23 protein-coding genes are annotated in these 22,652 nt (G+C 52.8%); 18 read left to right on the top strand and 5 right to left on the bottom strand.

From position 1 onward, the window contains the following. Window positions 1-75: 75 nt before the first annotated feature. Window positions 76-483: a hypothetical protein gene (locus OEV59_02440; protein MDH4226602.1), complete on the top strand. Its 408-nt coding sequence runs from the start codon at window positions 76-78 to the stop codon at window positions 481-483. A 61-nt stretch (window positions 484-544) separates the two neighbouring features. On the opposite strand, the gene OEV59_02435 is transcribed toward OEV59_02440, so the two are convergent. Together OEV59_02435 and OEV59_02430 are read right to left on the bottom strand one after the other, a co-directional pair. Next, a complete protein-coding gene (locus OEV59_02435) occupies window positions 545-1,093 on the bottom strand; it encodes a DJ-1/PfpI family protein (protein MDH4226601.1) in 549 nt (182 codons plus the stop codon). Window positions 1,094-1,148: 55 nt separating this feature from the next. After that, window positions 1,149-1,922, bottom strand: a complete 774-nt coding sequence (locus OEV59_02430) for a hypothetical protein (GenBank protein ID MDH4226600.1) — start codon at window positions 1,920-1,922, stop codon at window positions 1,149-1,151. Between the two features lie 218 nt (window positions 1,923-2,140). On the opposite strand from OEV59_02430, the gene OEV59_02425 reads away from it, so the two are divergent. The 6 genes from OEV59_02425 to OEV59_02400 all read left to right on the top strand — a co-directional run bounded on the left by OEV59_02425 (window position 2,141) and on the right by OEV59_02400 (window position 10,261). Continuing rightward, window positions 2,141-3,292, top strand: a complete 1,152-nt coding sequence (locus tag OEV59_02425; protein MDH4226599.1) for a citrate synthase — start codon at window positions 2,141-2,143, stop codon at window positions 3,290-3,292. Between the two features lie 116 nt (window positions 3,293-3,408). Beyond that, complete coding sequence (locus OEV59_02420) at window positions 3,409-4,077, top strand: FecR family protein (protein ID MDH4226598.1); 669 nt, start codon at window positions 3,409-3,411, stop codon at window positions 4,075-4,077. Between the two features lie 174 nt (window positions 4,078-4,251). Continuing rightward, window positions 4,252-6,003 (top strand): FecR domain-containing protein, encoded by a 1,752-nt coding sequence (locus OEV59_02415; GenBank protein ID MDH4226597.1) that lies wholly within the window; start codon window positions 4,252-4,254, stop codon window positions 6,001-6,003. A 219-nt stretch (window positions 6,004-6,222) separates the two neighbouring features. Continuing rightward, on the top strand, window positions 6,223-7,986 hold the full coding sequence (locus OEV59_02410; protein MDH4226596.1) for a FecR domain-containing protein: 1,764 nt from the start codon (window positions 6,223-6,225) through the stop codon (window positions 7,984-7,986). A 184-nt stretch (window positions 7,987-8,170) separates the two neighbouring features. After that, entirely contained in the window at window positions 8,171-9,544 is a 1,374-nt protein-coding gene (locus OEV59_02405; GenBank protein MDH4226595.1) for a peptidoglycan DD-metalloendopeptidase family protein, read from the top strand. Between the two features lie 93 nt (window positions 9,545-9,637). Continuing rightward, window positions 9,638-10,261, top strand: coding sequence for a methylated-DNA--[protein]-cysteine S-methyltransferase (locus OEV59_02400; protein MDH4226594.1), 624 nt, complete (start codon window positions 9,638-9,640; stop codon window positions 10,259-10,261). On the opposite strand, the gene OEV59_02395 is transcribed toward OEV59_02400, so the two are convergent. Then, window positions 10,161-10,643 carry a hypothetical protein gene (locus tag OEV59_02395; protein MDH4226593.1) on the bottom strand — a complete coding sequence of 161 codons (483 nt, stop codon included), beginning with the start codon at window positions 10,641-10,643 and terminating at the stop codon, window positions 10,161-10,163. The two genes, OEV59_02400 and OEV59_02395, sit on opposite strands and share 101 nt — an antisense overlap. 218 nt (window positions 10,644-10,861) lie before the next feature. On the opposite strand from OEV59_02395, the gene OEV59_02390 reads away from it, so the two are divergent. The 8 genes from OEV59_02390 to OEV59_02355 all read left to right on the top strand — a co-directional run bounded on the left by OEV59_02390 (window position 10,862) and on the right by OEV59_02355 (window position 17,511). After that, window positions 10,862-11,296, top strand: a complete 435-nt coding sequence (locus tag OEV59_02390; GenBank protein MDH4226592.1) for a transcriptional repressor — start codon at window positions 10,862-10,864, stop codon at window positions 11,294-11,296. Continuing rightward, window positions 11,293-12,297, top strand: a complete 1,005-nt coding sequence (locus tag OEV59_02385; protein MDH4226591.1) for a cytochrome-c peroxidase — start codon at window positions 11,293-11,295, stop codon at window positions 12,295-12,297. Before OEV59_02390 ends, OEV59_02385 begins: the two co-directional genes overlap by 4 nt. A gap of 56 nt (window positions 12,298-12,353) precedes the next feature. Further along, the gene (locus tag OEV59_02380) at window positions 12,354-12,947 is read left to right on the top strand and encodes a peroxiredoxin (protein MDH4226590.1); all 594 of its coding nucleotides are present in this window, start codon (window positions 12,354-12,356) and stop codon (window positions 12,945-12,947) included. An 88-nt stretch (window positions 12,948-13,035) separates the two neighbouring features. Then, window positions 13,036-13,923: a sigma-70 family RNA polymerase sigma factor gene (locus tag OEV59_02375; protein MDH4226589.1), complete on the top strand. Its 888-nt coding sequence runs from the start codon at window positions 13,036-13,038 to the stop codon at window positions 13,921-13,923. Window positions 13,924-14,086: 163 nt separating this feature from the next. Further along, window positions 14,087-15,064: a cobalt transporter CbiM gene (gene cbiM / locus OEV59_02370; GenBank protein MDH4226588.1), complete on the top strand. Its 978-nt coding sequence runs from the start codon at window positions 14,087-14,089 to the stop codon at window positions 15,062-15,064. After that, window positions 15,061-15,936: a cobalt ECF transporter T component CbiQ gene (gene cbiQ, locus OEV59_02365; protein ID MDH4226587.1), complete on the top strand. Its 876-nt coding sequence runs from the start codon at window positions 15,061-15,063 to the stop codon at window positions 15,934-15,936. The genes cbiM and cbiQ overlap by 4 nt, the downstream gene beginning before the upstream one ends. 20 nt (window positions 15,937-15,956) lie before the next feature. Then, window positions 15,957-16,760, top strand: a complete 804-nt coding sequence (locus tag OEV59_02360) for an energy-coupling factor ABC transporter ATP-binding protein (GenBank protein MDH4226586.1) — start codon at window positions 15,957-15,959, stop codon at window positions 16,758-16,760. A 34-nt stretch (window positions 16,761-16,794) separates the two neighbouring features. Further along, on the top strand, window positions 16,795-17,511 hold the full coding sequence (locus OEV59_02355; GenBank protein ID MDH4226585.1) for a creatininase family protein: 717 nt from the start codon (window positions 16,795-16,797) through the stop codon (window positions 17,509-17,511). Here the strand turns inward: OEV59_02355 and OEV59_02350 are convergent. Both OEV59_02350 and typA read right to left on the bottom strand, forming a co-directional pair. Then, the gene (locus OEV59_02350; protein ID MDH4226584.1) at window positions 17,504-17,827 is read right to left on the bottom strand and encodes a PilZ domain-containing protein; all 324 of its coding nucleotides are present in this window, start codon (window positions 17,825-17,827) and stop codon (window positions 17,504-17,506) included. The genes OEV59_02355 and OEV59_02350 overlap by 8 nt on opposite strands. Window positions 17,828-17,952: 125 nt before the next feature. Continuing rightward, a complete protein-coding gene (typA, locus tag OEV59_02345; protein MDH4226583.1) occupies window positions 17,953-19,770 on the bottom strand; it encodes a translational GTPase TypA in 1,818 nt (605 codons plus the stop codon). Between the two features lie 276 nt (window positions 19,771-20,046). Between typA and OEV59_02340 the strand changes: the two genes are divergently transcribed. From OEV59_02340 to OEV59_02330, 3 genes are read left to right on the top strand one after another with little or no spacing between them, the layout of a single operon-like run. Then, window positions 20,047-20,463, top strand: coding sequence for a cytochrome c (locus OEV59_02340; protein ID MDH4226582.1), 417 nt, complete (start codon window positions 20,047-20,049; stop codon window positions 20,461-20,463). A 43-nt stretch (window positions 20,464-20,506) separates the two neighbouring features. Next, window positions 20,507-21,835, top strand: coding sequence for a cbb3-type cytochrome c oxidase subunit I (locus OEV59_02335; GenBank protein MDH4226581.1), 1,329 nt, complete (start codon window positions 20,507-20,509; stop codon window positions 21,833-21,835). Beyond that, window positions 21,832-22,650, top strand: a complete 819-nt coding sequence (locus OEV59_02330) for an AAA family ATPase (GenBank protein MDH4226580.1) — start codon at window positions 21,832-21,834, stop codon at window positions 22,648-22,650. The genes OEV59_02335 and OEV59_02330 overlap by 4 nt, the downstream gene beginning before the upstream one ends. The last annotated feature ends 2 nt before the right edge of the window (window positions 22,651-22,652 follow it).

Here is a 22,652-nt window from a genome sequence, read left to right as displayed (position 1 = left end):
TTGCTGTTGCAGGCGGCGCTGTGTTGATATATACTTTTTAAGGATTGAATATCAGCTCAAAACGGAGGTTCTTTCATGCTTAAGCGTATATCCGTATTCTTTGCCGCAGGCGCAGTAGGCGGCCTTGTAAACGCGCTGCTTTTCTGGGCAGCCGGAATGGGGGATACAAAGCTCGCATTCGGCTATAAGGTGTCGTCCAAGCTTAGCGAGGCGTATCTCCTGCCAAAGATAGTATGGGGCGGGGTGTGGGCCATGCTCTTTTTCCTTCCTTTTCCGAAAGACTGGAGCACTCTTAGAAAAGGCCTTATCGTGAGTGTGGTGCCATCGGCCTTGCAGCTTTTCTACGTGTATCCGTTTGTCATGGACAAGGGGGTTCTGGGAATAGAGCTCGGGTACACGACCCCCGCGTTTGTTCTTGCATTTAACGCGGTCTGGGGCCTGGCTGCCGGGTACTGGGCGTTTTTTAGCGGCGAAAAGGTGTAGGCCGTTAAGGCGGTATCATCCGGGCGCGGCGCATGCTGCGCCCGTTTTTTTGTGGAATATGTCAGAGCCTTGCCAGAACCCCTGAGTTTACTTCCGTAGCCTTTTCCTTGCCGTAGAGTATCTCAACGAGAGCGAACGCGAACTCGAGCGTTGTTCCGGGGCCCTGGCTGGTTATTATGTTGGAGTCTATAACGACCCTGTCATCTGTAACTTTAGCGGCATCGAGCGATTTTCTTACAGATGGGTGCGATGTGACCTTGCGGCCCTTTAGCAGCCCTGCTGCCGAGAGTATAGTAGGTGCCGCGCATATTGCGGCAAGGAGTTTTCCGGATGCCGCCTGTTTCGTTATGAGTTCTTTTACGCGCTTGTCTGCCTTCAAATTCTCCGTGCCCTTTGCGCCGCCCGGAAGTATTATAATGTCATAGTCGTGTTTTGCCGCTTCATCGAGGGTGGTATCGGCAAGCACCTTGATGCCGTTTCTTCCTTCTACCGGGCCGCTTACAGTGGACGCGAGTGTTACATTGGCAGAGGCCCTTCTAAGTATGTCGGCTGTTGCTAGCGCCTCGATTTCCTCGAACCCGGGCGCAAGGGTGATAAGGATTTTTTTCATAGACAGCCTCCTTTCTTTATTAAAGTATATTGCTTAAAACGGCGTGGTCAAGCTCTTAGAACGAATACCCGAGAGAAAGAAAAACTGCTTTTTTGAGCTCGAGCTTTACATGGTTTGCTATGGGCTGCTTGTCTTCGTACTCGGAGAGTTGGTACTTGGCCGCTATGCCCGCTGTAAGCGATTTTTCGAAAAAGTGCATATCATAGCCAACTGAGGCTTCCGTGATGTTGGGAGTGTAGGGTAGAGGCACCGAGCCCATGAGGTCGATGTAGAGTTCGCCGCCCGGGGCATTGAAGCGTTTTTCAGCGCCTACCCTAAGGGCTGCCTTGGTGTATGAGCGGCGCGCGAACTCCATCCAGCCGTCGGATTCGAGCTTTATCGAGTAGCTAAGGAGTGTAACCTCTGCCTTTGGGGTGAAAAGTTCGAAGTCGCGTTTTACGCCGAGACCGTAGGTGTCGAACAGAAGATGCGTCCTGATACGCTTGCCTGCGGCAAAGTATATCCTGCACTCCAAATCGCTCTCAAGCACGTGCCAGCTTTGTATGCGTATAAGCTCTGCCCTTGCGTACACGGAGTACGGGGCGAGCGTTGTTTGGGCGGATATCTCGTAGACCGGGATGCTGTTTTTTACCCCGAACTCGCGTATTGTCGGCCGCTTAAGGCTTGCGGAGGCGTCCTTACCGCCGTTTGGGGTCTGCATGAATCCGGCAGGGGAGGCTGTGCCGGCCTTTACTGTGATGCGGCCTTTTGTAGCTTCGTCTTTTGCAAAGGAACCAAGCGGGGTTAAGATTGCTGCGATAAGTATGGTGGTTGCTATTATGCTACGCATTGCCTGGTGTCGTCTCCGGACGGTTTTTATGCGGACGGTTATTTACGCCACCTTATGATATGCGAGCATGGCGCCCCTGTCAATGGCCTTATGCGCAGGTTTTAACTGGTGGTTGTAGTAAGCGCTTGACTTTTGGTGACCAGAAAATTAGAATAAATACATCCTACACATCCTGAAAGTTCAGTTTTTGGGTTGGTTATTTGTGAGAGTGTAATGTTATGGAAGAACTTCTTATGGATGTCGTGCCAGGGCTTGAGGGCATACCAGCAGCCGAGTCTGCCGTAAGCTTCATAGACGGCGACAAAGGGATACTCGAGTACCGAGGCATACCCATAGAGGAGCTTGCCGAGAAGAGCACGTTCCTTGAAACGTCATATCTTCTGGTTTTTGGCAAGCTGCCCGCACGGGCAGAACTCGACAGATTTACAAGCGACATACGCGTGCATACGCGGCTTAAGCTGAAGATTCAGCGTATGATGGAGTGTCTGCCTGAGAACGGGCACCCCATGGAGTATCTTCAGGCCGTTACCTCGGCCATGGGTATGTATTACCCGGCAAGGGACGTGCTAAACGAGGAAACGCGCTATTGGTCGATTGTAAGGCTAATCGCCAAGATGCCGACGATAGTTGCCGCGTGCCACAGACTAAGGCACGGCGATGCCCCTATCGCGCCGCGTAACGATTTAAGCTTTGCCGCGAATTTTTACTACATGCTCTTTGAGAAAGAGCCCGATGAACTGACCGAGCGCATCATCGACGTCGTCTTGATACTTCACGCCGACCATACGATGAACGCTTCAACATTTAGCGCGCGCGTTGTCGGTTCCACCCTTGCCGATCCGTACACGATAGTGTCCTCGGCAATAGGGACTCTTTCAGGGCCGCTTCACGGCGGCGCGAACGAAGAAGTGGTAAAGATGCTCGATTCGATAGGCGACAAAGCAGCAGCGGCCGCTTACATAGGCACCAAGATAGATAAAAAAGAAAAGATAATGGGCGTTGGGCATCGGATATACAAGACAAAGGATCCGAGGGCCCTTGTGATGCAATTATACGCGAAAAGGCTTTTTTCCTCCGGAGGCGCATCGGGGCTCGCAGCGATGCTCGAGATAGCCGAGGAAATAGAGCGCGTTGTGCTAGAAAGGCTTTCGCATAAGAAGTTATACCCAAACGTTGATTTCTACTCGGGCGTGCTCTTTAAGGGCATAGGCATACCGTCAGAGCTTTTTACCCCCATATTTGCGATGGGGCGCGTGAGCGGATGGCTCGCGCACTGGGTCGAGCAGCTAAGAACGAACAGGATTTTTCGGCCTACACAGAAATACACCGGCAGCCACGGTGTGCGTTATACAAGTATAGAGCAGCGTTAGTAAAGGTTTTACCCCGATTTACCCAAATACAATTGAATAGGAAGAGGTGTGTTATGATGCCTGGTGCAAGGAGTTTAAGGCGGGTTGTTTTTGCCGTTTTGTTGGCGGTGTTTGTCATGTCAATGGGCGTTGGCCAGGCCTTTGCCGGCGAAAAAACCGTTTCAGCAGGGATGCTCGTGTCCTGGACCGGGGATGTTCAAATAGTCCGTTCCGAGAGCGAGACAATCAAGGTCAAGGGGCAGGAGACTGTGTATGTGGGCGATGCCGTTGTTACGGCCGACGGCGCAAGGGCGAAGCTTTTCATGAAAGACGATTCTGTGTTGTCGCTGGCCCCAAAGACGACTGTCGAGGTTACAAGCTATGTCGTTGATACGAAGAAGCGCGAACGTAGCTGTTTTGTTAAGGTTAAGAAAGGCTCTGTGCGCGCCGTGATAAGCGCTTTGCCGGAGTCCAAGAGCTCGGATGTCTCTGTTGGGTCCGAGGTGTCGTCAGTTGTGGCAAACGGCGCCGACTTTGCAGTGACCGGTACCGATGCCGATGCCGCCGTTGTTGTTTTTAAGGGCAAGGTGGCGGTGACAAGCTCCGACCCAAACATAACCGGAGGAGTAATGGCAGCGGCAGGTACTGTGACCGAAATTAAAAAGGCCAAGGCGCCCTCCGAGCCGGCGGTTGCGGCCGCAGATAAGCTCAGTAAGGCAATGGCTAATACGGAGATAAGCGTTACCGCAGTGACCGATAAGGAAGACGAGAAAACTAAGGGCGGCGCCAAGGGAAAGGGAAAATAAACTGCCTGCGCAGGTAAGCGGCTAGGAACGGGCCGGGGGTGCGCAGTGTTATTTTAAGAAGGGTTTCGGGGCGAGGTCCGCATGTATGGTTTTTATCCGGGCGCGGACGAGTATATTCATACCGGGTCTTGTACAAGAGTTTGGCAAACACAAATGACGAGGAGGAAGCGTGCGATGGCGCTATCTGCGCGAGGTTTTCTGAAGTTCAAAGGAGTTGTAGGCTTGGCGGTGCTTGCCGTGTTCCTGCTGGTTGCGGCAACTTATTCGGCGCAAAAGAAGGTGTCGGCCGGAGCCGTTATTTCATGGAAAGGAAGCGTGTATATAGAGCGCGCTGCCGGCGGCAAGGCCGAGGTGGAGCGCCAGGAGACATTGTACGAGGGCGATACCATAGAGACCATGGAGGGCTCGATGGCGAAGCTCTTGATGAAGGACGATACGGTTATGGCGCTTTCCGCCAAGACGGTCTTTAAGATAGAGGGTTATGCTGTCGACAGCACGAAGAACGTGCGCACGACACGCATTAAAATGACAAGGGGAGTTTTGAGAACCTATGCGGGCCGCTTCTTCGGGGGGGCGGATTCCAAGTTCAGCGTCGAATCTCCGACCGCGGTCGCCGGCGCAAAGGGTACCGGCTGGTTACAGGTGGTTAAAGAGAACGGTGAAACCGAGGTGCTTGTGCTTTCTTCGATCGTTACCGTTACGAATGTCGACCCTAATGTTGTAGGCACGGTCGATGTGGAAACCATGAAGATGACTACCGTTACCCAGGGCAAGCCGCCGACGGAGCCGGTCGATATCCCAGATGGTTATCTGGATCAGCTCTTGAACTCAACGGATATAAGCGTTACAGAGGTAAGTGATGCTGCGGCATCTGCCGCAGGGGGCGAGGAGTTTGGCGCCCAGACGGTAGAAAGCATATCTTGTATCGAGTGTCACGCTCCTGTGAGGGAGAAAATGGTTACCTTCAGGATTCCGCATCCAAAGAGCGATGAATCGTGCATCGTATGTCATTTGTTGCCGTTCGATAAGCCGGTTGTCCTGTCCGCCGATATTTTTACGGACGGAGGCTTGATAGACATGGCTCTTAATGATGGTATCGCATATGATGTAACGATAAAGCTTACGGATGGAGTGGCGCGAACGGCTTCGGCCGGCCCTATTGTCGTTGCTTCTGGCAGCGGCGCCCCTGGCTTGGTTGATGACGGTAGCGCCCCGGTTATTTCGAACCTCAGGGTAACGGAGGTTGTGGCAGGCATGTTTTTTGCGGCCGTGGTCGAGTGGGACACGAATAAGCCGACGAGGGCAAAGGTGAATTTTGGCAAAACAGAGACGCTTGGGACGATAGTGAGAAGCCAAGCCGGAGATTCTGTTTATCTTATGCGTCACAGGATAAGGCTCGACAGGCTCAAGTCCGGCGAGACGTATTATATATCTGCCGAGTCTCAGGATATTTTCGGCAAGGCGGTGCTTTCTCAGGCAATCAAGTTCCTTGTTGAAAAACCATTTGCCAATATCGACGAGGATCCGAATGCGGCATTGCCGCCGGAACTAAAAGGGGTTAAGCTGGTTAATGCCGGAGGGAAGCCGGTCCTTAGCTGGGGCGCAAATAAGAGAGTGAAGGTGGCCGTTGAGTTAAAGGAGAGTGAGGTGAGAACCAAGGATAAGCCGCATTATCCCGGGTTCAAAAGTGGCGCGGCCGTCGGCGTTGATGCCTGCAATACGTGCCACGGGGGCGGTTCTCATAAACAGACCGGTCATCCGGTAGGATCCATGAGATGGGTGATGGCGAAGAAAAATCCCAAGCTGCCGTATGACGCGTCCGGCAATATCATGTGCTCGACCTGTCATCCCGGACATGGCGGGCAGTTCGACAAGATGCTTCGCGACGAAGAGTCGTTACTCTGTGATTCCTGCCACAATAAGTAGGGTGCGGGCCAGGCAGATGTTGCTTGGTTTTTACCGGGGCCGTTTGTATAAACGGCCCCGGTTTTTTGCGGCAGGCGCTACACCTTGACTAATGCGTTTGTTTTAGGTATTATGTGTCCTAGAGCTGGTCTATTCCTTTCAATTTTTTCAATGCGTCGGCAGTAAGTGTTGCCGGCATCCGGTCTTGTTTTAATCAATCTTGCAGGGAGGAAATGCGATATGACGAAATCCTATTATGGCGCAAAAAAAGGTTTTTTTGCCGTAGTTGTTGCGCTTGTTGCCGTGGTTTGTGTTGCGGTCTCCGTTTATGCGGCAACCAAGAAGGTCACTGCCGGCGCGGTAGTGTCGTGGAGCGGTATTGTTTTAATAGAGCGCAAGGGCGGCGAAAGGGTGCAGGTCAAACGGCAGGAGATGGTATTTGTCGGCGACACGGTCGTTACCTCTTCGTCTTCAAAGGCAAAGCTTCTGATGAAGGACGATACCATATTGTCCCTTGCCGAGAACTCTACCATCACGATGAAGGGATATGCCGTTGAGCCGGCAAAGAAGGAGCGTGTTTCCGTCATAAGTATGTCGAGAGGGACGATGAGGTCCATAGTAAGTCGCTTCTTTGGTTCCAAGGACTCGAACTTCAGAATCGAGACCGCTACTGCGGTTGCAGGCATAAAGGGCACTGATTTTATAGTAAAGGATACCGGAGAGGAAACGAGAATACTTGGCATAGAGGGCAAGGTTGCGGTAAAGAGCTCCAATCCGGCTGTTTCCGGCGAGGTGGTAATAGAGCCTGGCTACATGACAGGCGTTAAGGCCGGGGCTGCGCCGACAAGGCCGATAGAGATACCAGCAAATTATTTAAACAGCACCGTCAACGAGACGGAGCTTAGCGTTACAGCGCCTGTAGAAGGCGCCGAAGACGGCAAGGTGGATGCAGGTAAGGCCGAGGCCGTTAAAGGCAGCACTTCCGGCAATCCGTGCCTTGAGTGCCACAGCAAGGTGCTGACGCAGATGAGCAAGTACAGTGTTCCGCATCCGAAGGCGGATACCTCCTGCGCAGTATGCCACATAGAGCCCAAGGGCAAACCAGTAAAGATGAATGTCGAGACGCCTGCCGAGGAGGGTATGGCGGTAGTGGAGCTGAAGAAGGGCGTTTCCTATGCCATAGGGTTCAGGGTAACGGACGACATGTCCAAACAGGCGGCGGTAAAGCCGGTAAATGTTGTGGGTGGGGAGCAGGAAGGCTCTCTTTCCGATAAAAACGTAATGCCGGTGATCTCGAATGTGAGGATAAGCGAAGTGTCCAGCGGGCTTTTTTATAGCGCCGTTGTTGAATGGGATACCGATACGCCGGCCGGGTCAAAGGTCGATTACGGAAAGACGAAGAAGCTCGGTACTTTGGCAGTGAATGCTGGAGAGGTGAATGTGTATCTGAACAGGCATAAGGTCTCTCTCGACAGGCTTTCTCCTGGGGAGACTTATTATATGGTGGTGTCGTCGGAGGATGTATTCGGCAATATCGCGGCTTCCGATATAATAAAATTCAAAGTCGATAAGCCGTTTTCGCAGAAAAGTAATGACACTAAGGCAAAGGCATATCCGGCGGTGAAGGGCTTTGAGGTGGTAAAGGCGGGGAGCAAGGTGGTTGTTAAATGGAAGGTCAATAAGCGCGCAAAGGCTACAGTGGAGTTAAGCGAGACGCAGACGTCCGAGGCGCGCAGCAGCGACCAGCCGCATTACCCAGGGCTTAAAAAGCTTCTTGACGCCAATATGTCGGCGTGCGAAGCGTGTCACGCAGGTCAGATACATAAGAAGACTGTTCATCCGATAGGCGTTGTCAGATGGGGAAAAACCACGCAGAGCAAGGATTTGCCTTATGACGCCGCAGGCAACATCATGTGCACGACCTGTCACCCGGCGCATGGCGGCAATTTCTCCAACATGCTTCGTAAGGAGGAAACGCAGCTTTGTAATTCGTGCCATAAGTAACACACGTCATCGGTGTTTTATGATGATTGTTTCTGCAGGCGGTCTTCCTTACGGAAAGCCGCTTGCTTTTTTGCCGTAACACCTTGACTTATCAGGGGAATCAGGGTATTATTTATAATGGCCTCTGCGGTATTGGCCCTAACAGTCCGAAAATCCTGAGAAACATCCCGGGGTAGCCCCTTAGATGGATTATTACTTCAAAAAAGATTCAAGACTCTCCACCGACCGGCAGAAGATAATAAGCCGGATTGTTCCTTCCAAAGGATTCCTTAAAAAGTGGGCCCTCATGACATTCGTGCTTGGCACAGCTGCAGCGCTTGTGTTTACGCTTATGAGCGCAGGGCCCTCGGCATCGGCGCTTATATCGAGCGGTGTCGAAGCGCTTCGCCTGTCCAGGGACATGCCTCTGAGGCCTGTAAACACCAAAGAGGCGATAGTCGGCAGGCGCGATACTTTTTTTGGTGTTCTTACGGGCCTTGGTATATCCGATGCCGAAGCCAGGGCCGTGATAGCACGTTTTGGCGAGCATTATGATTTGCGTAAACTTAAGGAAGGCGATACGCTTAAGGCTGAGTTCCTCGATGCCGAATTCAAAAGCGTTGAATATTACTATGACTCTCTTCACGGCGTAAGGGTCGAGAAGGGCGAGGCCGGATACGGCGCGCGCATGCTGGAACTCGAGAGCAGCGTTATAACCGAGATAAAGGGCGGCGTCATATCGAGCTCTTTGTATGAGTCGGCGCTTGGCGCGGGAGTTAATCCGAAAATCATCATGGAACTCTCCGATATATTCGCCTGGGACGTGGACTTCTCAACCGATATAAGAACCGGCGATTCCTTCTCCGTTGTCTACGAAAACGTTTATGCAAGGGAGCCCGGAACAGAGGAATTTACGAGATACGTTTCCACCGGACGTGTGATGGCGGCTGAGATAGTTAATGACGGTAAAAAATTCTCCGCCTTTTACTTTGTCGATTCAACCGGCAAGGGCGGTTACTACGACGCCGATGGCACGAGTGTTGCGAGGGCGCTTCTTAAGTCCCCGCTAAGGTACCGCCGCGTATCGAGCTATTTTTCGCGTAACCGGTATCATCCAATTTTGAAACGTTTCAGGCCGCACCACGGCATAGATTACGCCGCCCCAACAGGCACCCCTGTTGAGTCGGCCGGGGCCGGGCGCGTTGAGTACGCGGGGTGGAAGGGTGGGTATGGCAATGTTGTGGTCGTAAAGCACAACGCGGCGTACTCGACCTCTTATGGGCATTTATCAAGGATATCCGGAGACGTTCGTAAGGGCCGGCGTATCGAGCAGGGCGATGTCGTGGGGTACGTGGGCTCAACAGGCATATCCACGGGGCCGCACCTGCACTACGAGATACGCATCAACGGCGCCCTCGTAAATCCGCTTGGCATAAAGAGCCCGCCGGCAAAGAAGCTTAAGGACAGCGACCTTGCAGCCTTCAATGCGGCAAAAACAGGGCTTGTGGCAAAGCTCTCGACAAAGACCGTAACCGAGGTGGCCTCCATCAGGCCGTCCGGCGAAACGCTTGCGCAGTAGGTATTTTCCGCCCTAATCTCTCAAGACCAATATCCCCGCACATTTTTTTCGGCGCACGATGTTTTCCTGGAGTAGTTCTGGTATAATCGCGCTATGGCAGTCAAACGCACGATAAAGGCTTCGGACGGCTCAGTGTCGGATTCCGTAAGCATTGCCGATACGCCAGTTGGCAGCGTCAGCGTTGTTGTAAAAGACGGCTTTGTTGTAGAGGTCTCGATTGGAGGAGCGCAGGGGTGTTTTGCCGCCGATGCTCAACATGAGGCCAGGAAGGCGGCTTTGGCGCTTAAAAGATATTTTTCAGGAGAGCGCGAGAAGTTCTCTTCCTTAAGGCTAAAGCCCGCTGGCAGCGCCTTTGAAAAGGCGGTTTGGAAAGAGATATCTCGAATCCCTTACGGTCATGTAACGACCTACGGCGACATAGCGCGCTCTCTTGGTAACGCTGGTGCGGCGCGCGCAGTGGGTTCTGCCTGCGGCAAAAACCCGATACCCATAATAATACCGTGCCACAGGGTCGTTGCAAAGGGTTCGATTGGGGGATATTCAGGAGGGCTTTCGATAAAAAAGGCCCTCATGAAGATAGAGGGCCTGGGTAGCGCGCTGTCAGGGAAAGGACCCTTTAAAAAGAATACCTGTGCGCGAAAACTATCCCCGCAGCGCTCGCAACGAGCGAGACAAAGAGCAGCACGTAGTGGAGCGCGTTCATCCGCGAGAATATAGTCTCTATATCTATTTTCTTATCCCCGGCCATCATCTTATCGAGCATCTTTCTTATGACAAGCGGCTCGAGCCCAAATAGCATCACTGCCCAGAAAAACCAGATTACCATCATGATAAGGAGCCCAAGGCCTTCTTTTGTAAACACTATGCTTTGCCACCCTGCCATATAGAGCATGGCAAAGCCAGTGATGCCTGTAACAGCGTTATAGACCCTCGCAAGAGGCGCGAACCTGTGCTCTATGCGGCTAAAGAGAAGAACCTTTTGGAGCGCGTCCGGCATCTTTATGACCATCGGAAGGGCCACTATCGTTATAAAGGCAAGCCCGCCTATCCATGCAATAACAGCGAGCACGTGCAGTATGTGCAGTATGGAAAAAAGCATCTATCCTCCTTGGTACCGCGATTTTTTCTATAGATAGATTTTCTCAAATAGAGGGGCTTTGGTCAATGATATATGTCATGGTTGCTCTGCGTCCATCCCCCCACAAAAAAGCTTGACAAGGGAGACAAGGTAGATTATAGTAATTCTAAGATAAGAGTTGATATCAAATTGAAGCCATTTTAGTTTATTAAAAAACGTTAATTCAGGGCTATGCTCATATGAAGATAGACATAGGTAGATACCGCGGTCTTGGCATAAAGATGACCCCGCAGCGCATTGCGATACTCGAGTTCCTCGAGGGCAACCTTAAGCATCCGACTGCGGACGATATATTCAAGGCCATAAAGAAAAAGTACCCAAGCGTTTCGTTTGCAACCGTTTATAACACTGTCGAGGCCCTCAAGACAAAGGGGCTTTTATGCGAGGTCAATATCGACAGAGACAGGCGCCACTACGAGACCAGGTGCGAGCCGCATAACCATGTCATCTGCACCTCATGCGGCAGGATAATGGACGTTGACGCCGATTTCTCAAATGCCCTTAAGGTGAACGAAGACGAACTCATGGGGTTCAAGGTTTCTTCAAGGCAGGTCAATTTTTTCGGAGTTTGCGCATCTTGCATGGAGAAAAACAAAAAAAGGGGAGGGATATGATGAAGAATATATTACTTGCAGTAGCGGTTACGGCGTTTGCTTTCTTTGGCGCAGAGGACGTTTTGGCAAAGGACGCGGTGAAGGGGCACTTTAAGCCTCTTACCGACGGCATTGCCGAGAATGCGGCCGATAAGTCAAACGGCGCAAGGGAGGAACTGGGGAAGATGCTCTTCATGGATCCTAGGCTATCGAAGAGCGGCTTTCTAAGCTGCAATTCCTGCCATAACATCTCAACCGGCGGCGTAGATAACCTTTCGACCTCCATAGGCCACGGCTGGCAGATAGGGCCAAGGAACGCTCCTACGGTATTTAACGCGGCCCTAAACGGAACGCAGTTCTGGGACGGCAGGGCAAAGGACGTAGAAGAGCAGGCAGGCGGGCCGATACTTAACCCGGGAGAGATGGGTTCGAACGAGGCCCTTGTGCTTGAGAGGCTTGGCTCCATCGACCAGTACAAAAAACTTTTCAGGAAGGCGTTTCCGGATGACGCCGAGCCGCTTAATTATAAGAACGTCGCGCGCGCAATAGCCGCGTTCGAGAGAACCCTTATAACCCCTTCGCGCTTTGACGCGTATCTTAAGGGCAAGGACGGCGCTCTCTCGAAGGCCGAGAAGAACGGGCTTAAGCTCTTTGTCGATAAAGGTTGTGTGGCATGCCACAACGGAGTTAATGTCGGCGGAGCAAAGTTTACTTCTTTCGACTACGGCAGCGACGAGGGCCGCTTTAGCGTTACAAAGAAAGAGGCAGATAAGAAGAGTTTCAGGGTCGCGTCCCTTCGTAACGCAGAACTTACGTACCCGTACTTCCACGACGGCAGCGTATGGACGCTTGAAGAGGCCGTAAAGATAATGGGCAAGAAGCAGCTTAATAAGGACCTTACAGACGAGGAGACGGCGGATATCGTAGCCTTCATAAAGGCGCTTACAGGCGAGCATCCGGTAGTCAGGATGCCGGCCCTTCCGCCTTCGGTTGCTTCAACGCCGAGGCCCGAGGTCAGGTAGTATATAAGGGATAGAGAAGCATAAAAATAAAACACACTAATAAGGAGGGTATCAAAATGTCAGAGGCAAGAGTGCAGGGCAAGGCTCCTGAGTTCGCGGCGCAGGCGGTTCACGCAGACGGAACGATGAAGGAATTAAAGCTTACGGATTTTAAGGGCAAGTACACGGTGCTGTTCTTTTATCCGCTCGATTTCACCTTCGTGTGCCCGACCGAGCTTATCGCGCTTAGCGACAGGATCAAGGAATTCAAGGACAAAGGCGCAGAGGTAGTTGGCATCTCTGTAGACAGCCACTTCTCGCATAATGCGTGGAGAAATACCGCGCGTAATCAGGGCGGCATCGGAGAAGTCGCCTTCCCGCTCGTTGCCGATCTTGATAAAAGCATTGCCAGAAACTACGGCGTGCTTCTTGAGAAGCCGGGCATCGCTCTAAGGGGTGTTTTCATACTCGACAAGGACCAGACCATAAAGCATATAACCATAAACGACCTTCCGCTTGGAAGGAACGTGGACGAGATACTGAGAATCATAGACGCCATCCAGTTCGTTGAGAAGCACGGCGAGGTCTGCCCTGCCGATTGGAAAAAGGGCGCTGACGGCATGAAGCCAGATGAGAAGGGGCTTAAGAAGTACGCTTCTTCGAAGTATTAGGAGCCGGGTTCTTCTTCGCGGCGCTTAAAGCGCGCCGCGAAGAAGATGCTTGAAATAAGGGATGCAGGGTAATTTAAGGAGGCCAGCCATGGGACACTACAATTACGCAAGCGATGAAGAACGCGAAAACGACGATTCGACCACTCAAGCGATACCGGATGCCCTGCTCTCTTACTTCAGGCACGTAAGAAAGTACCCGCTTCTCAGTGCGGATGAGGAATCGATGCTCGCAGTCAGGGCGAAGAAGGGCGATAAAGAGGCGCGCGAGCGGATGATACTCTCGAACTTAAGGCTCGTTATCGGCATAGCCAGGCGCTACGCCAACAAGGGCCTTAGCGTGCAGGACCTCATAGAAGAGGGCAACATAGGGCTTATAAGGGCCGTTGAGAAGTTCGACCCGTCCCTCAAGTTTCGTTTCTCGACCTACGCGACGTACTGGATACGGCAGGCGGTAGACAGGGCGCTTATGAACCAGGCCCTTGTCGTTAGAATGCCGGTGCACGTGCACGGAGAGATAAACAAGATAAGCAGGACAAGGGCTGAATTCTCGGCAAAGACAAACAGGGAGCCGTCTAAGGAAGAGCTCTCAAAGCTTCTTGCCATAGGGCGCGATTATATAGAGAAGTTAGAGAGCGTGAACGTCAGGCAAAGCTCGGTGGATGCAGAGCTCTCGGGCGATGACGACAGAACGCTTCTTGATAAGATGGCAGACGACGCAGCGCTCGACCCCGAGGCCGAGGTAAGCAGAGCGGTAAGCGGCAAGAGGCTAAGGGAGTGGATAGGGAAGCTCGAAGGTAACGAAAGGGAAGTGATAACGCTGCGCTTTGGCTTTGGCACAGAGCCCCTTACCCTCGACGATATAGGTAAAAAATTCGGCGTAACAAGGGAGCGTATCCGCCAGATAGAGGGCAGGGCCATAAGGAAGCTAAAGACCATGCTTTTCGATAGTAACGTGCTCTCGCTCGAACATATATAGATATAGCGGTAACGTCTTGACACGGCGCGGCCTTTGAGGTTATAAAATATGCATGGGCCGTGCGCCGCATTTACAGGGAGAACCCCTCTTTTTACGGAAGAGGGGTTCTTTGGTTTATGCGGTCTGCGCCGTGTTCGATATATAATGGAGGTTTTGCCGTTTAATGCACATACCGGACGGATATCTTAGCCCCGCTACCTGCGGCGCGTTCTACGCGGCAATGCTGCCTGCCTGGTACATGGCCTTTAGAAAACCGCGTAAAGATGGCGAAGACGCCTTTCTCAAGGCCCCGCTGGTTGCCCTTGGCGCAGCGTTCTCATTTGTCATAATGATGTTTAATTTTCCTCTTCCCGGCGCCACGAGCGCGCACGTGGCAGGCACGGCCATACTGGCCATAATGCTCGGGCCATGGCCGGCCGTTGCCGCAGTGAGCATCGCCCTTCTTCTTCAGGCCGTCGTATTCGCCGACGGCGGCATCACCACATACGGCGTAAACGCCTTCAACATCGCTCTTGTGATGGCCGTTATCTCGGCGCACGTGTTCGGGCTTTTATCGGGAGGCAGGGGAAGCGTTAGAATGAGCGCAATCGCGGCCTTTATTGCCGCGTACCTGGCATCTTCTGTCTCGGCGTTCCTTACGGCAATGGAGCTTGGCGTGCAGCCAATCCTTTCGGTCTCGGATGCCGGGGTTCCGCTCTACGCGCCCTACCCCTTGAAGGTTACGCTTACGGCCGTGATGGCGCCGCATCTTTTAATCGTCGCTCCTGCCGAGGGGCTCATGACCGCGCTCGTAGTTGCCCTGCTTATGAAGAAGGGGACGTTTGTTGATATTACGGATGCGCTCATGGTAAAAAGGAATCGGCTGGTATCGGCAATTATAGTGCTTGCGGTATTTACCCCGCTCGGGCTCATTGCAAAGGACGCGGCATGGGGCGAGTGGAGTATTGCCGAAATTGAAGCAAGGCTTGGGTACGTGCCCGAAGGCATACGGCGCTGGGGCGAGTTTTGGAGCGGCGTTATCCCGGATTATACTGTTTCCGGCTCGATGCCGGTGGTTGAGTACATAGCCTCTGCGGTGTTTGGCAGCATGGCGATAGTGCTTCTTATGTATGTTGTTGAAAGGTTCAGGAGAAAAAGATGATAGTGCCGGGCTGGCTTACCGGAAAACGGCCGTCTTACGAACGCGGCAAAAGGCTTGGGGCCGGAGTGGTCGAGGCCAACCTTAAGGCCGCAGCCGCTTTTTTGCGCTCTGTATTCGGCGCGCATTCCTTTGCCGTACGGCTCGGGCTTCTTCAGCGCGTGGACGCGAGGGCAAAGATAGCGGGGCTTGCTGCAGTTACGGCAGCCGCAGGCGTTGTAAACGAGTTTGAGCCGCTGCTGGCCTTTTTGTGGCTTGCGGTGTTCCTTGCGTGGATGTCATCGCTTACGCTTCGCGCTGTTGCCAGGAGAGTAGTCGTGCCGGCGCTTTTTACGTTCATCGTCGCGCTTCCTGTGGCGTTCTCGTTTTTTACGCCCGGAGCAGAGCTCTACTCCGTGGCGTTTTATCCGCAAGAACTTGTCGTAACCGTTGACGGCGCGCTGATTTTATCGAAGCTTGTTTTGAGGGTTTTTGTCATGGCCTCGTTCGTTGCGCTTCTTCTGTTGACCACAAAAGAGGAGGAACTTTTCGAAGGTTTTGGCGCGCTGCCGCTGCCCGCGCTATTTACATCGGCTCTTTTCATGGCTTTTCGCTACGTGTTCGTGGTAGCGAGGTTTATGGAGGATTTCAGCATGGCAAGAAAGGCGCGCGTTGTCAGCCGCAAAGGATTTAGGGGTGCCGCAGGGTGGGCCGGTTTTGGGGCAGCGCTTCTTTTCGAGAGGTCGTTTGCCACGGCAGAAGAGGTCTCGATGGCCATGAGGGCGAGGGGTTTTGGCGGCTCCCTGATAACGCCTGAGCCGCCAAAACTCGCCTTCAAGGATTATTTTTTCGTATTTGCGGCTTTTTTTCTTTTCTTTATCTCGTTTACGTTATAGAATTTCCGGGGGCATAAGGAATGCACAGAAAAGAACTATACTCCATCGAGCGCGTAAGCTACAGCTACGGCGGCTTTCAGGCGCTAAACGACATCGAGCTCAAGTTCTACGAGGGCGAGTGCACTGCCGTGCTCGGCGCCAACGGCTCCGGGAAATCAACGCTTCTTAAGCTTCTTGACGCGCTTATCCACCCGACAAAGGGCGTTATAAAGTTCTACGGCGAGCCCATGAAAAAGGGCTTTAACTCAACGGGCTTTAGAGAGCGCGTTGGGTTCGTGTTCCACGAGGCCGACTCTCAGCTCTTTTGCCCCACCGTGTACGAGGAGATAGCATTCGGGCCGCGCCAGCTTAAGCTTCTTAAAGAGGAGATAGAGGGACGCGTCGAGGACACGCTTAAGATGCTCGGGCTCGGGCACCTTAGAGACCGCGCCCCGTATACCTTAAGCAGCGGCGAGAAAAAGAAGGTTGCCATAGCCTCGGTGCTTTCTTCCGGCCCCGAGGTCCTTATACTCGACGAGCCCACAAACGGCCTTGACCCGAGAACGCAGGTCTGGCTTGTCGAACTTCTCGCAGCGCTTTGCAGCTCCGGTAAGACCATCATCATGGCAACGCACGATTTGAGCCTTGCCGCTGATTTTTCCGCGCGTGTCGTTATTCTGGACGAGGCGCACCGGATAGCAGCGGACGGGGACCCAAAAGGCATACTCACCAACAAGACGCTTCTTCTCGATTGTAACCTCATCCACGAGCACGCGCACCGCCACGGCGACGTCGTGCACACGCACAGCCACGGCCCGTTTGCCGTCCACGACGAGCACGATTAAACGGTTAAGGTTACCGAAGAAAAGGAGGCAAGCCATGAGACTTTCCGATATAACGATGAAGGAGTTCGAGGCAGGCCTTAAAAAGACCAAGACACTTGTCGTGCCTTATGGCACTGTCGAGGCCCACGGAACGCACCTGCCTTTGTCAACAGATACGTTCGTCATAGAGGCCGTGCTTAAGGAAGTTGAGGGGCGCGTCGACGCCTTTATCGCTCCTGTCATACATTACGGCGTTTGCACCTCTACCGGGCCGCACCCGGGCACGGTGACCATAACGCCGGCGACACTTCGCGCCCTCACAACCGACATACTCGATGACGCGTACGCAAAAGGGCTTAGGAACTTTATCCTCATATCCGGCCACGGCGGCGGCATGCACGCGGCGGCAATGAAGGAGGCTGCAGAGGCCGTTGTCATGAAATACAAGGCAGTCAAGGCAGCGGCAGTGTGCGTTTACGATATACTTCCAAAGGATGCGCGTAAAATCGCAGAGACGGAGAACGATTCGCACGCAGGGGAGATAGAGACGTCCCTTATACTGCACCTTCTTCCCAAGCTCGTAAAGGGCCGTTCAAAAGAAGAGTATCCGGCCTTTGTCAAGCCTTACATAGTAAGGGATAAGCTTCGCCAGTGGCCCGGAGCGGTGTGGGGCAACCCGGCAAAGGCCGACGCTAAAAAAGGAAAAAAGATATTCGATATGATGGTGGATGCTTCGATAGACCTGATACGCGGGGTAGAGCGGCTCAGGTAAGTCTTGCGTAGTAGTACTCGAGAAGTTCCATGTCCACGAATGTGAACTGAATGCCCATGCCGTTTTTTGTAACTCTTACGAGCTGCGGCGGCACGATCTTGGCCCACATCACGATGCCTTCTGCGGGGTATTCCTTGTCTTCCACCTCGACACTCATGAATATTTTTGTGCCTGGACGGTAAACGGTGTTGGTCTTTATGCAAAGCCCCGTGTCCGACATGTCGGTCAGGAATGACGTGTGTTCGCGTTTTTCGGTTGGCCCGTATTTCACCATCGCCCGAAATGATACGCGTCTGTTGTCCCTTTTCTCTGCCATATCGCGTGTTGATTGGCGCGGCAGGCCGCGCCTTCTTGCCGATGTTTTTTGTGTTCCGGGTCTGATTAAAGCTGCTTACGGATTATACCGCCCTGCGGCTTTTAAGGCAACAATCTTTAGCGCGTCTATTCATGCTTGCCTTTTGGCCTTTTGTTGGCTTCGAGTATCTTCTTTCTAAGCCTTATGGACTTTGGCGTTATCTCGACGAGTTCGTCTTCCTTTATGAACTCGAGCGAGTCTTCGAGGCTTAAATTACGCGGCGGCACGAGCTGAAGCGCGTCGTCGGCTCCTGCGGAGCGCATGTTCGTCAGTTTCTTTTCCTTCGTGATGTTCACGTCAAGGTCGTTCTCTCTTGAGTTCTCGCCAACTATCATGCCCTCGTAGACCTGTATGTTTTCTTCGACTATGAGCGTGCCTCTTGGCTGGAGGTTGAATATCGCGTAAGCCGTTGTCTTGCCGGCCCTGTCGCTAACGAGCACTCCGGTGTTTCTCTTGGTCATGGGGCCGTGCCAGGGCTCGTAGCCGTCGAAGAGGTGGTTTAGAAGGCCCATGCCCTTTGTATCGGTAAGGAACTTCGAGCGAAAGCCGATTAGCCCCCTCGACGGTATCCTGAACTCGAGACGGACGCGGCCGTGGTTGTTGTTTTGCATCTTTAGCATCTTGCCTTTTCTTTGTCCTACACTCGATGTCACGGCTCCCACGAACTCCTCGGGAACGTCGATTACAAGAAGCTCCATCGGCTCGTAGGTCTTTCCATCGATTTCCTTTGTGATTGTTTCGGGCATGGCTACCGAAAGCTCATAGCCCTCTCTGCGCATCATTTCGATAAGGATGGCAAGCTGCAGCTCTCCTCTGCCCTTTACCTTGAAGGTGTCGGCCTTGTCGAACTCGACCTCTATCGAGACGTTGTAGAGGAGCTCTCTTTCGAGCCTGTCCCTTAAATTCCTCGATGTGACGAGCTTACCCTCGGTGCCGGAGAGCGGGGAGTTGTTTATGGAAAACACCATGGAGATGGTCGGCTCATCGACCTTGATTCTCTCAAGGGGCGCCGGGTTTTCCTGCGAGGTTATGGTGTCGCCTATCGTGACGTTTTCCAATCCTGCGATAGCCACGATATCCCCGGCCTTTGCCTCTTTTGCCTCTGTTCTGCCGAGCCCTGAGAAGGTATAGAGCGCCGAGATCTTACCCTTTGTGAGCTCGCCGCCTTTTCTTACAACGCCGATTTGCTGTCCGGCCTTTACGGTCCCGCCAAATATCCTTGCGATAGCGAGCCTGCCGACGTAATCGCTGTAATCTATGTTCGTTACAAGGGCTTGTTCGGTGGAGGCCGGGTCGCCCTTGGGAGCGGGGATCTTTTCTATGAGAAGGTCGAAGAGGGGCTTTAGGCTGTCGGATGAGTCCTCCATCTTTAGCTTTGCCATGCCCTGTCTTGCAATTGCGTATACGACCGGGAAGTCGAGCTGCTCTTCTGTTGCGTCAAGGTCTATGAACATGTCGTAGACCTCGTTGAGTACTTCCTGCACCCTTGCGTCCTGGCGGTCTATCTTGTTTATTACGAGTATTGGCGGAAGCTTAAGTTCAAGCGCTTTTTTCATGACAAAGCGCGTCTGGGGTAGAGGCCCCTCTGAGGCGTCGACCAAGAGAAGCACGCCGTCTACCATCTTTAGCGTCCTTTCTACTTCGCCGCCAAAGTCCGCGTGCCCTGGCGTGTCAACGATGTTTATCTTTACGCCCTTGTACTCGACGGCGGCGTTCTTGGCCATGATGGTTATGCCGCGCTCTCTTTCGAGGTCTATGTTGTCCATCACGCGGTCCTGCACCGATTCGTTGGAGCGGAATATGCCGGCCTGTTTCAGCATCCAGTCGACAAGGGTTGTCTTGCCGTGGTCGACGTGCGCGATGATTGCAATGTTTCTGATGGATTCGTTTACCGTGTTTGCCATGTCCTTTTGTCTTCCCCCGTAGGCGTAAAATGCCGCGTGGACGCCTTTATACTGCCGCGCGGTTTAATTGGATATCATAGCGTATTTCCTGTTGAAAAGAAACTGTTTTCTCGCATTTTTTGAGGCTTGGCGCGAAGTATGACAAAAGTCAGTTTTACGGGCTGCGCAGTGCCAGGTAGTAGAGAGTAAAGGAGTTTTGATTATACTGATAAAAGTCATTTTACGGGGCGCTGTCTTCTGGTTAAATGACCCTATCAATAAGAAAGGAGGTCTTAGATGACCAAGACATCGGCAAGAAATATTTTTATAGGCGGCACACTGGTCGTTACGGCAGTTTTCATAGTTATGACCGTTATGTCGCACGCCTCGTACCCGGAGAGGACGCATCCCGAAAACATAACACCTGCGGTTGCGCACGGCAAGAAGGTGTGGGAAAGGCATGCGTGCATAGATTGCCATACGCTTCTTGGCGAAGGGGCATACTATGCGCCGGAACTCGGCAATGTTATAGCCAGGCGCGGCGAGGACGGCGTCAGGAGTATCCTTCAAACGGCGGCAAAGCAGGGCTGGGGCTCAACGAGAAGGATGCCGCAGTTCAATCTTTCCGAGGAGGATATCAACGGTCTTGTCGAGTTTTTTAAGTGGATGGGACACGTCGATACGTCCAACTGGCCACCCAATGTGCAGGGTTGAGGGCGTAAAATAACGAGAATAGAAAAATAAAGCGGAGGATAAAATGCAAATTAAGTATGAATCTCAGAAGGCGGCGTACCCTTATTTTGTGGGCGCGATGGTGCTTTTTGCCGCACAGATACTTTTCGGCCTGGTAATAGGTATTCAGTACCTTTTACCGGATTTTCTGTTTCCGGCGATACCTTTTAACATCGCAAGGATGATACACATCAATCTTCTGATCGTGTGGATACTCTTCGGTTTCATGGGTTCGGCTTATTTTATGATACCCGAAGAGGTCGAGGGCGAGATATACAGCACAAAGCTTGCCCATGTGCAGTTCTGGCTCTTTCTTGCCGGCGGTGCAACGGCCATAGTCGGGTATCTTTTCGGCTGGCACGACGGTAGAGAGTTCCTTGAGCAACCCACGATAATAAAGGCGGCAATAGTCGTCGTCGTACTAATGTTTCTATTCAATATACTCATGACCCTTATAAAGGGCAGAAAGAGAACGAGCGTGTCGATAGTGTTCTTTATAGGCTTTGTCGGCCTAGCGCTTTTGTATCTTTTCTCTTTCTATAAACCTGACAATATGACCGTTGATAAGTATTACTGGTGGTGGGTCGTTCATCTTTGGGTAGAGGGTGTGTGGGAGCTTATCATGGCCGCCATACTTGCTTTCCTTCTCATTAAGCTCACCGGCGTGGACAGAGAGGTGGCCGAGAAGTGGCTTTATGTGATAATAGGGCTGACCTTCTTTACCGGCATCATAGGCACAGGACACCACTATTACTGGATAGGCACGCCGGAATTTTGGCAGACCTGGGGCGCGTGGTTTTCGGCCATAGAGGTGCTGCCGTTTGCCGCGATGGTCGCGTTTTCGTTCTCCATGGTCAGCAAGCGCGCAAGAGAGCATCCTAACCGCGCGGCCGTTCACTGGACCGTTGGCGCAGCCGTGCTTTCGTTTCTTGGCGCCGGAGTGTGGGGCTTCATGCATACGCTTCCGAAGATAAATTACTACACGCACGGCACACAGATTACGGCTAGCCACGGCCACCTGGCCTTCTTTGGCGCATATGCCGTTATAGTGCTTGCCATGGCTTCTTATGCGGTGCCCCAGATAAGGAACGCGCAGATAACTAACCAGAAGGCCGAGATATTCGCCTTTTGGACAATGGTTGTTTCCATGATATTCATGGCCCTGGCCCTTACCGGTGCCGGCATAGTGCAGAGCTACTTGCAAAGAGTGCTTGGTATGTCGTATATGGAAACGCAGTCGCACATGAGCGTGTTTTACGGCATAAGGTTGTTTTTCGGCGTAACCTTCCTCTTGGGGCTCGTCGTGTATCTTTATGATTTCTTCACAATCGGCAAGAGGTCAAAGACGGCATGAAGATGCGTCAGGGAGTCGTGACGAGCGAGGCCGGCGCCGGTGAATTGCCTTATTACAGGCCGGTAGGGAGCGAAGTCGAGGTTTTTCTCGCAGCCTGCAGGAAAAAGATACCGGTGCTTATAAAAGGGCCTACCGGCTGCGGCAAGACGCGGTTTGTCGCCCATATGGCTGCGCGCCTGGGACTGACGCTCCATACCGTCTCGTGTCACGACGACTTGGCCGGCTCGGACCTGATTGGAAGATATCTCATAAAAGGAAATGAAACTGTCTGGACCGACGGCCCTCTTACCAGGGCCGTCAGGACAGGCGGCATATGCTATCTCGATGAAGTGGTCGAGGCCAGAAAGGATACTACCGTTGTCATACACCCGCTTGCCGACGACAGGCGTGCTATGACAATAGAGAAAACCGGAGAGGAACTGCGTGCGCACGACGATTTCATGCTTGTGGTTTCCTACAATCCCGGGTACCAGCATATACTCAAGGATTTAAAGACCAGTACGCGTCAAAGGTTCGCGGCCCTCGAGTTCGATTACCCCGAGCCAAAGGTCGAGGCTGAAATAGTATGTGTCGAGAGCGGCTTGGGTGCAGAGGCCTCGGAAAAGCTCGTTATCCTCGCCGACAGGATGCGCCGCGCTGCGGCCACGTCTCTGGATACGCCGCCCGGTACGAGACTTCTCGTAAACGCGGCGATGCTTATGGCTGAGGGGCTCGACCCGGTGCGTGCCTGCGAGGCGGCTATAGTCAAGTGCCTGACCGACGATAAAGAATTCGAGAAGGCCCTGATGGATATCGTAACCGCAGTATTCGGATGATG

Source organism: Deltaproteobacteria bacterium, assembly GCA_029858205.1.
Lineage (GTDB): Bacteria > Desulfobacterota > GWC2-55-46 > GWC2-55-46 > DRQE01 > JAOUFM01.
The sequence above is the reverse complement of the archived record's forward strand: the minus strand, read 5'-3'. Positions and strand labels throughout refer to the sequence as shown.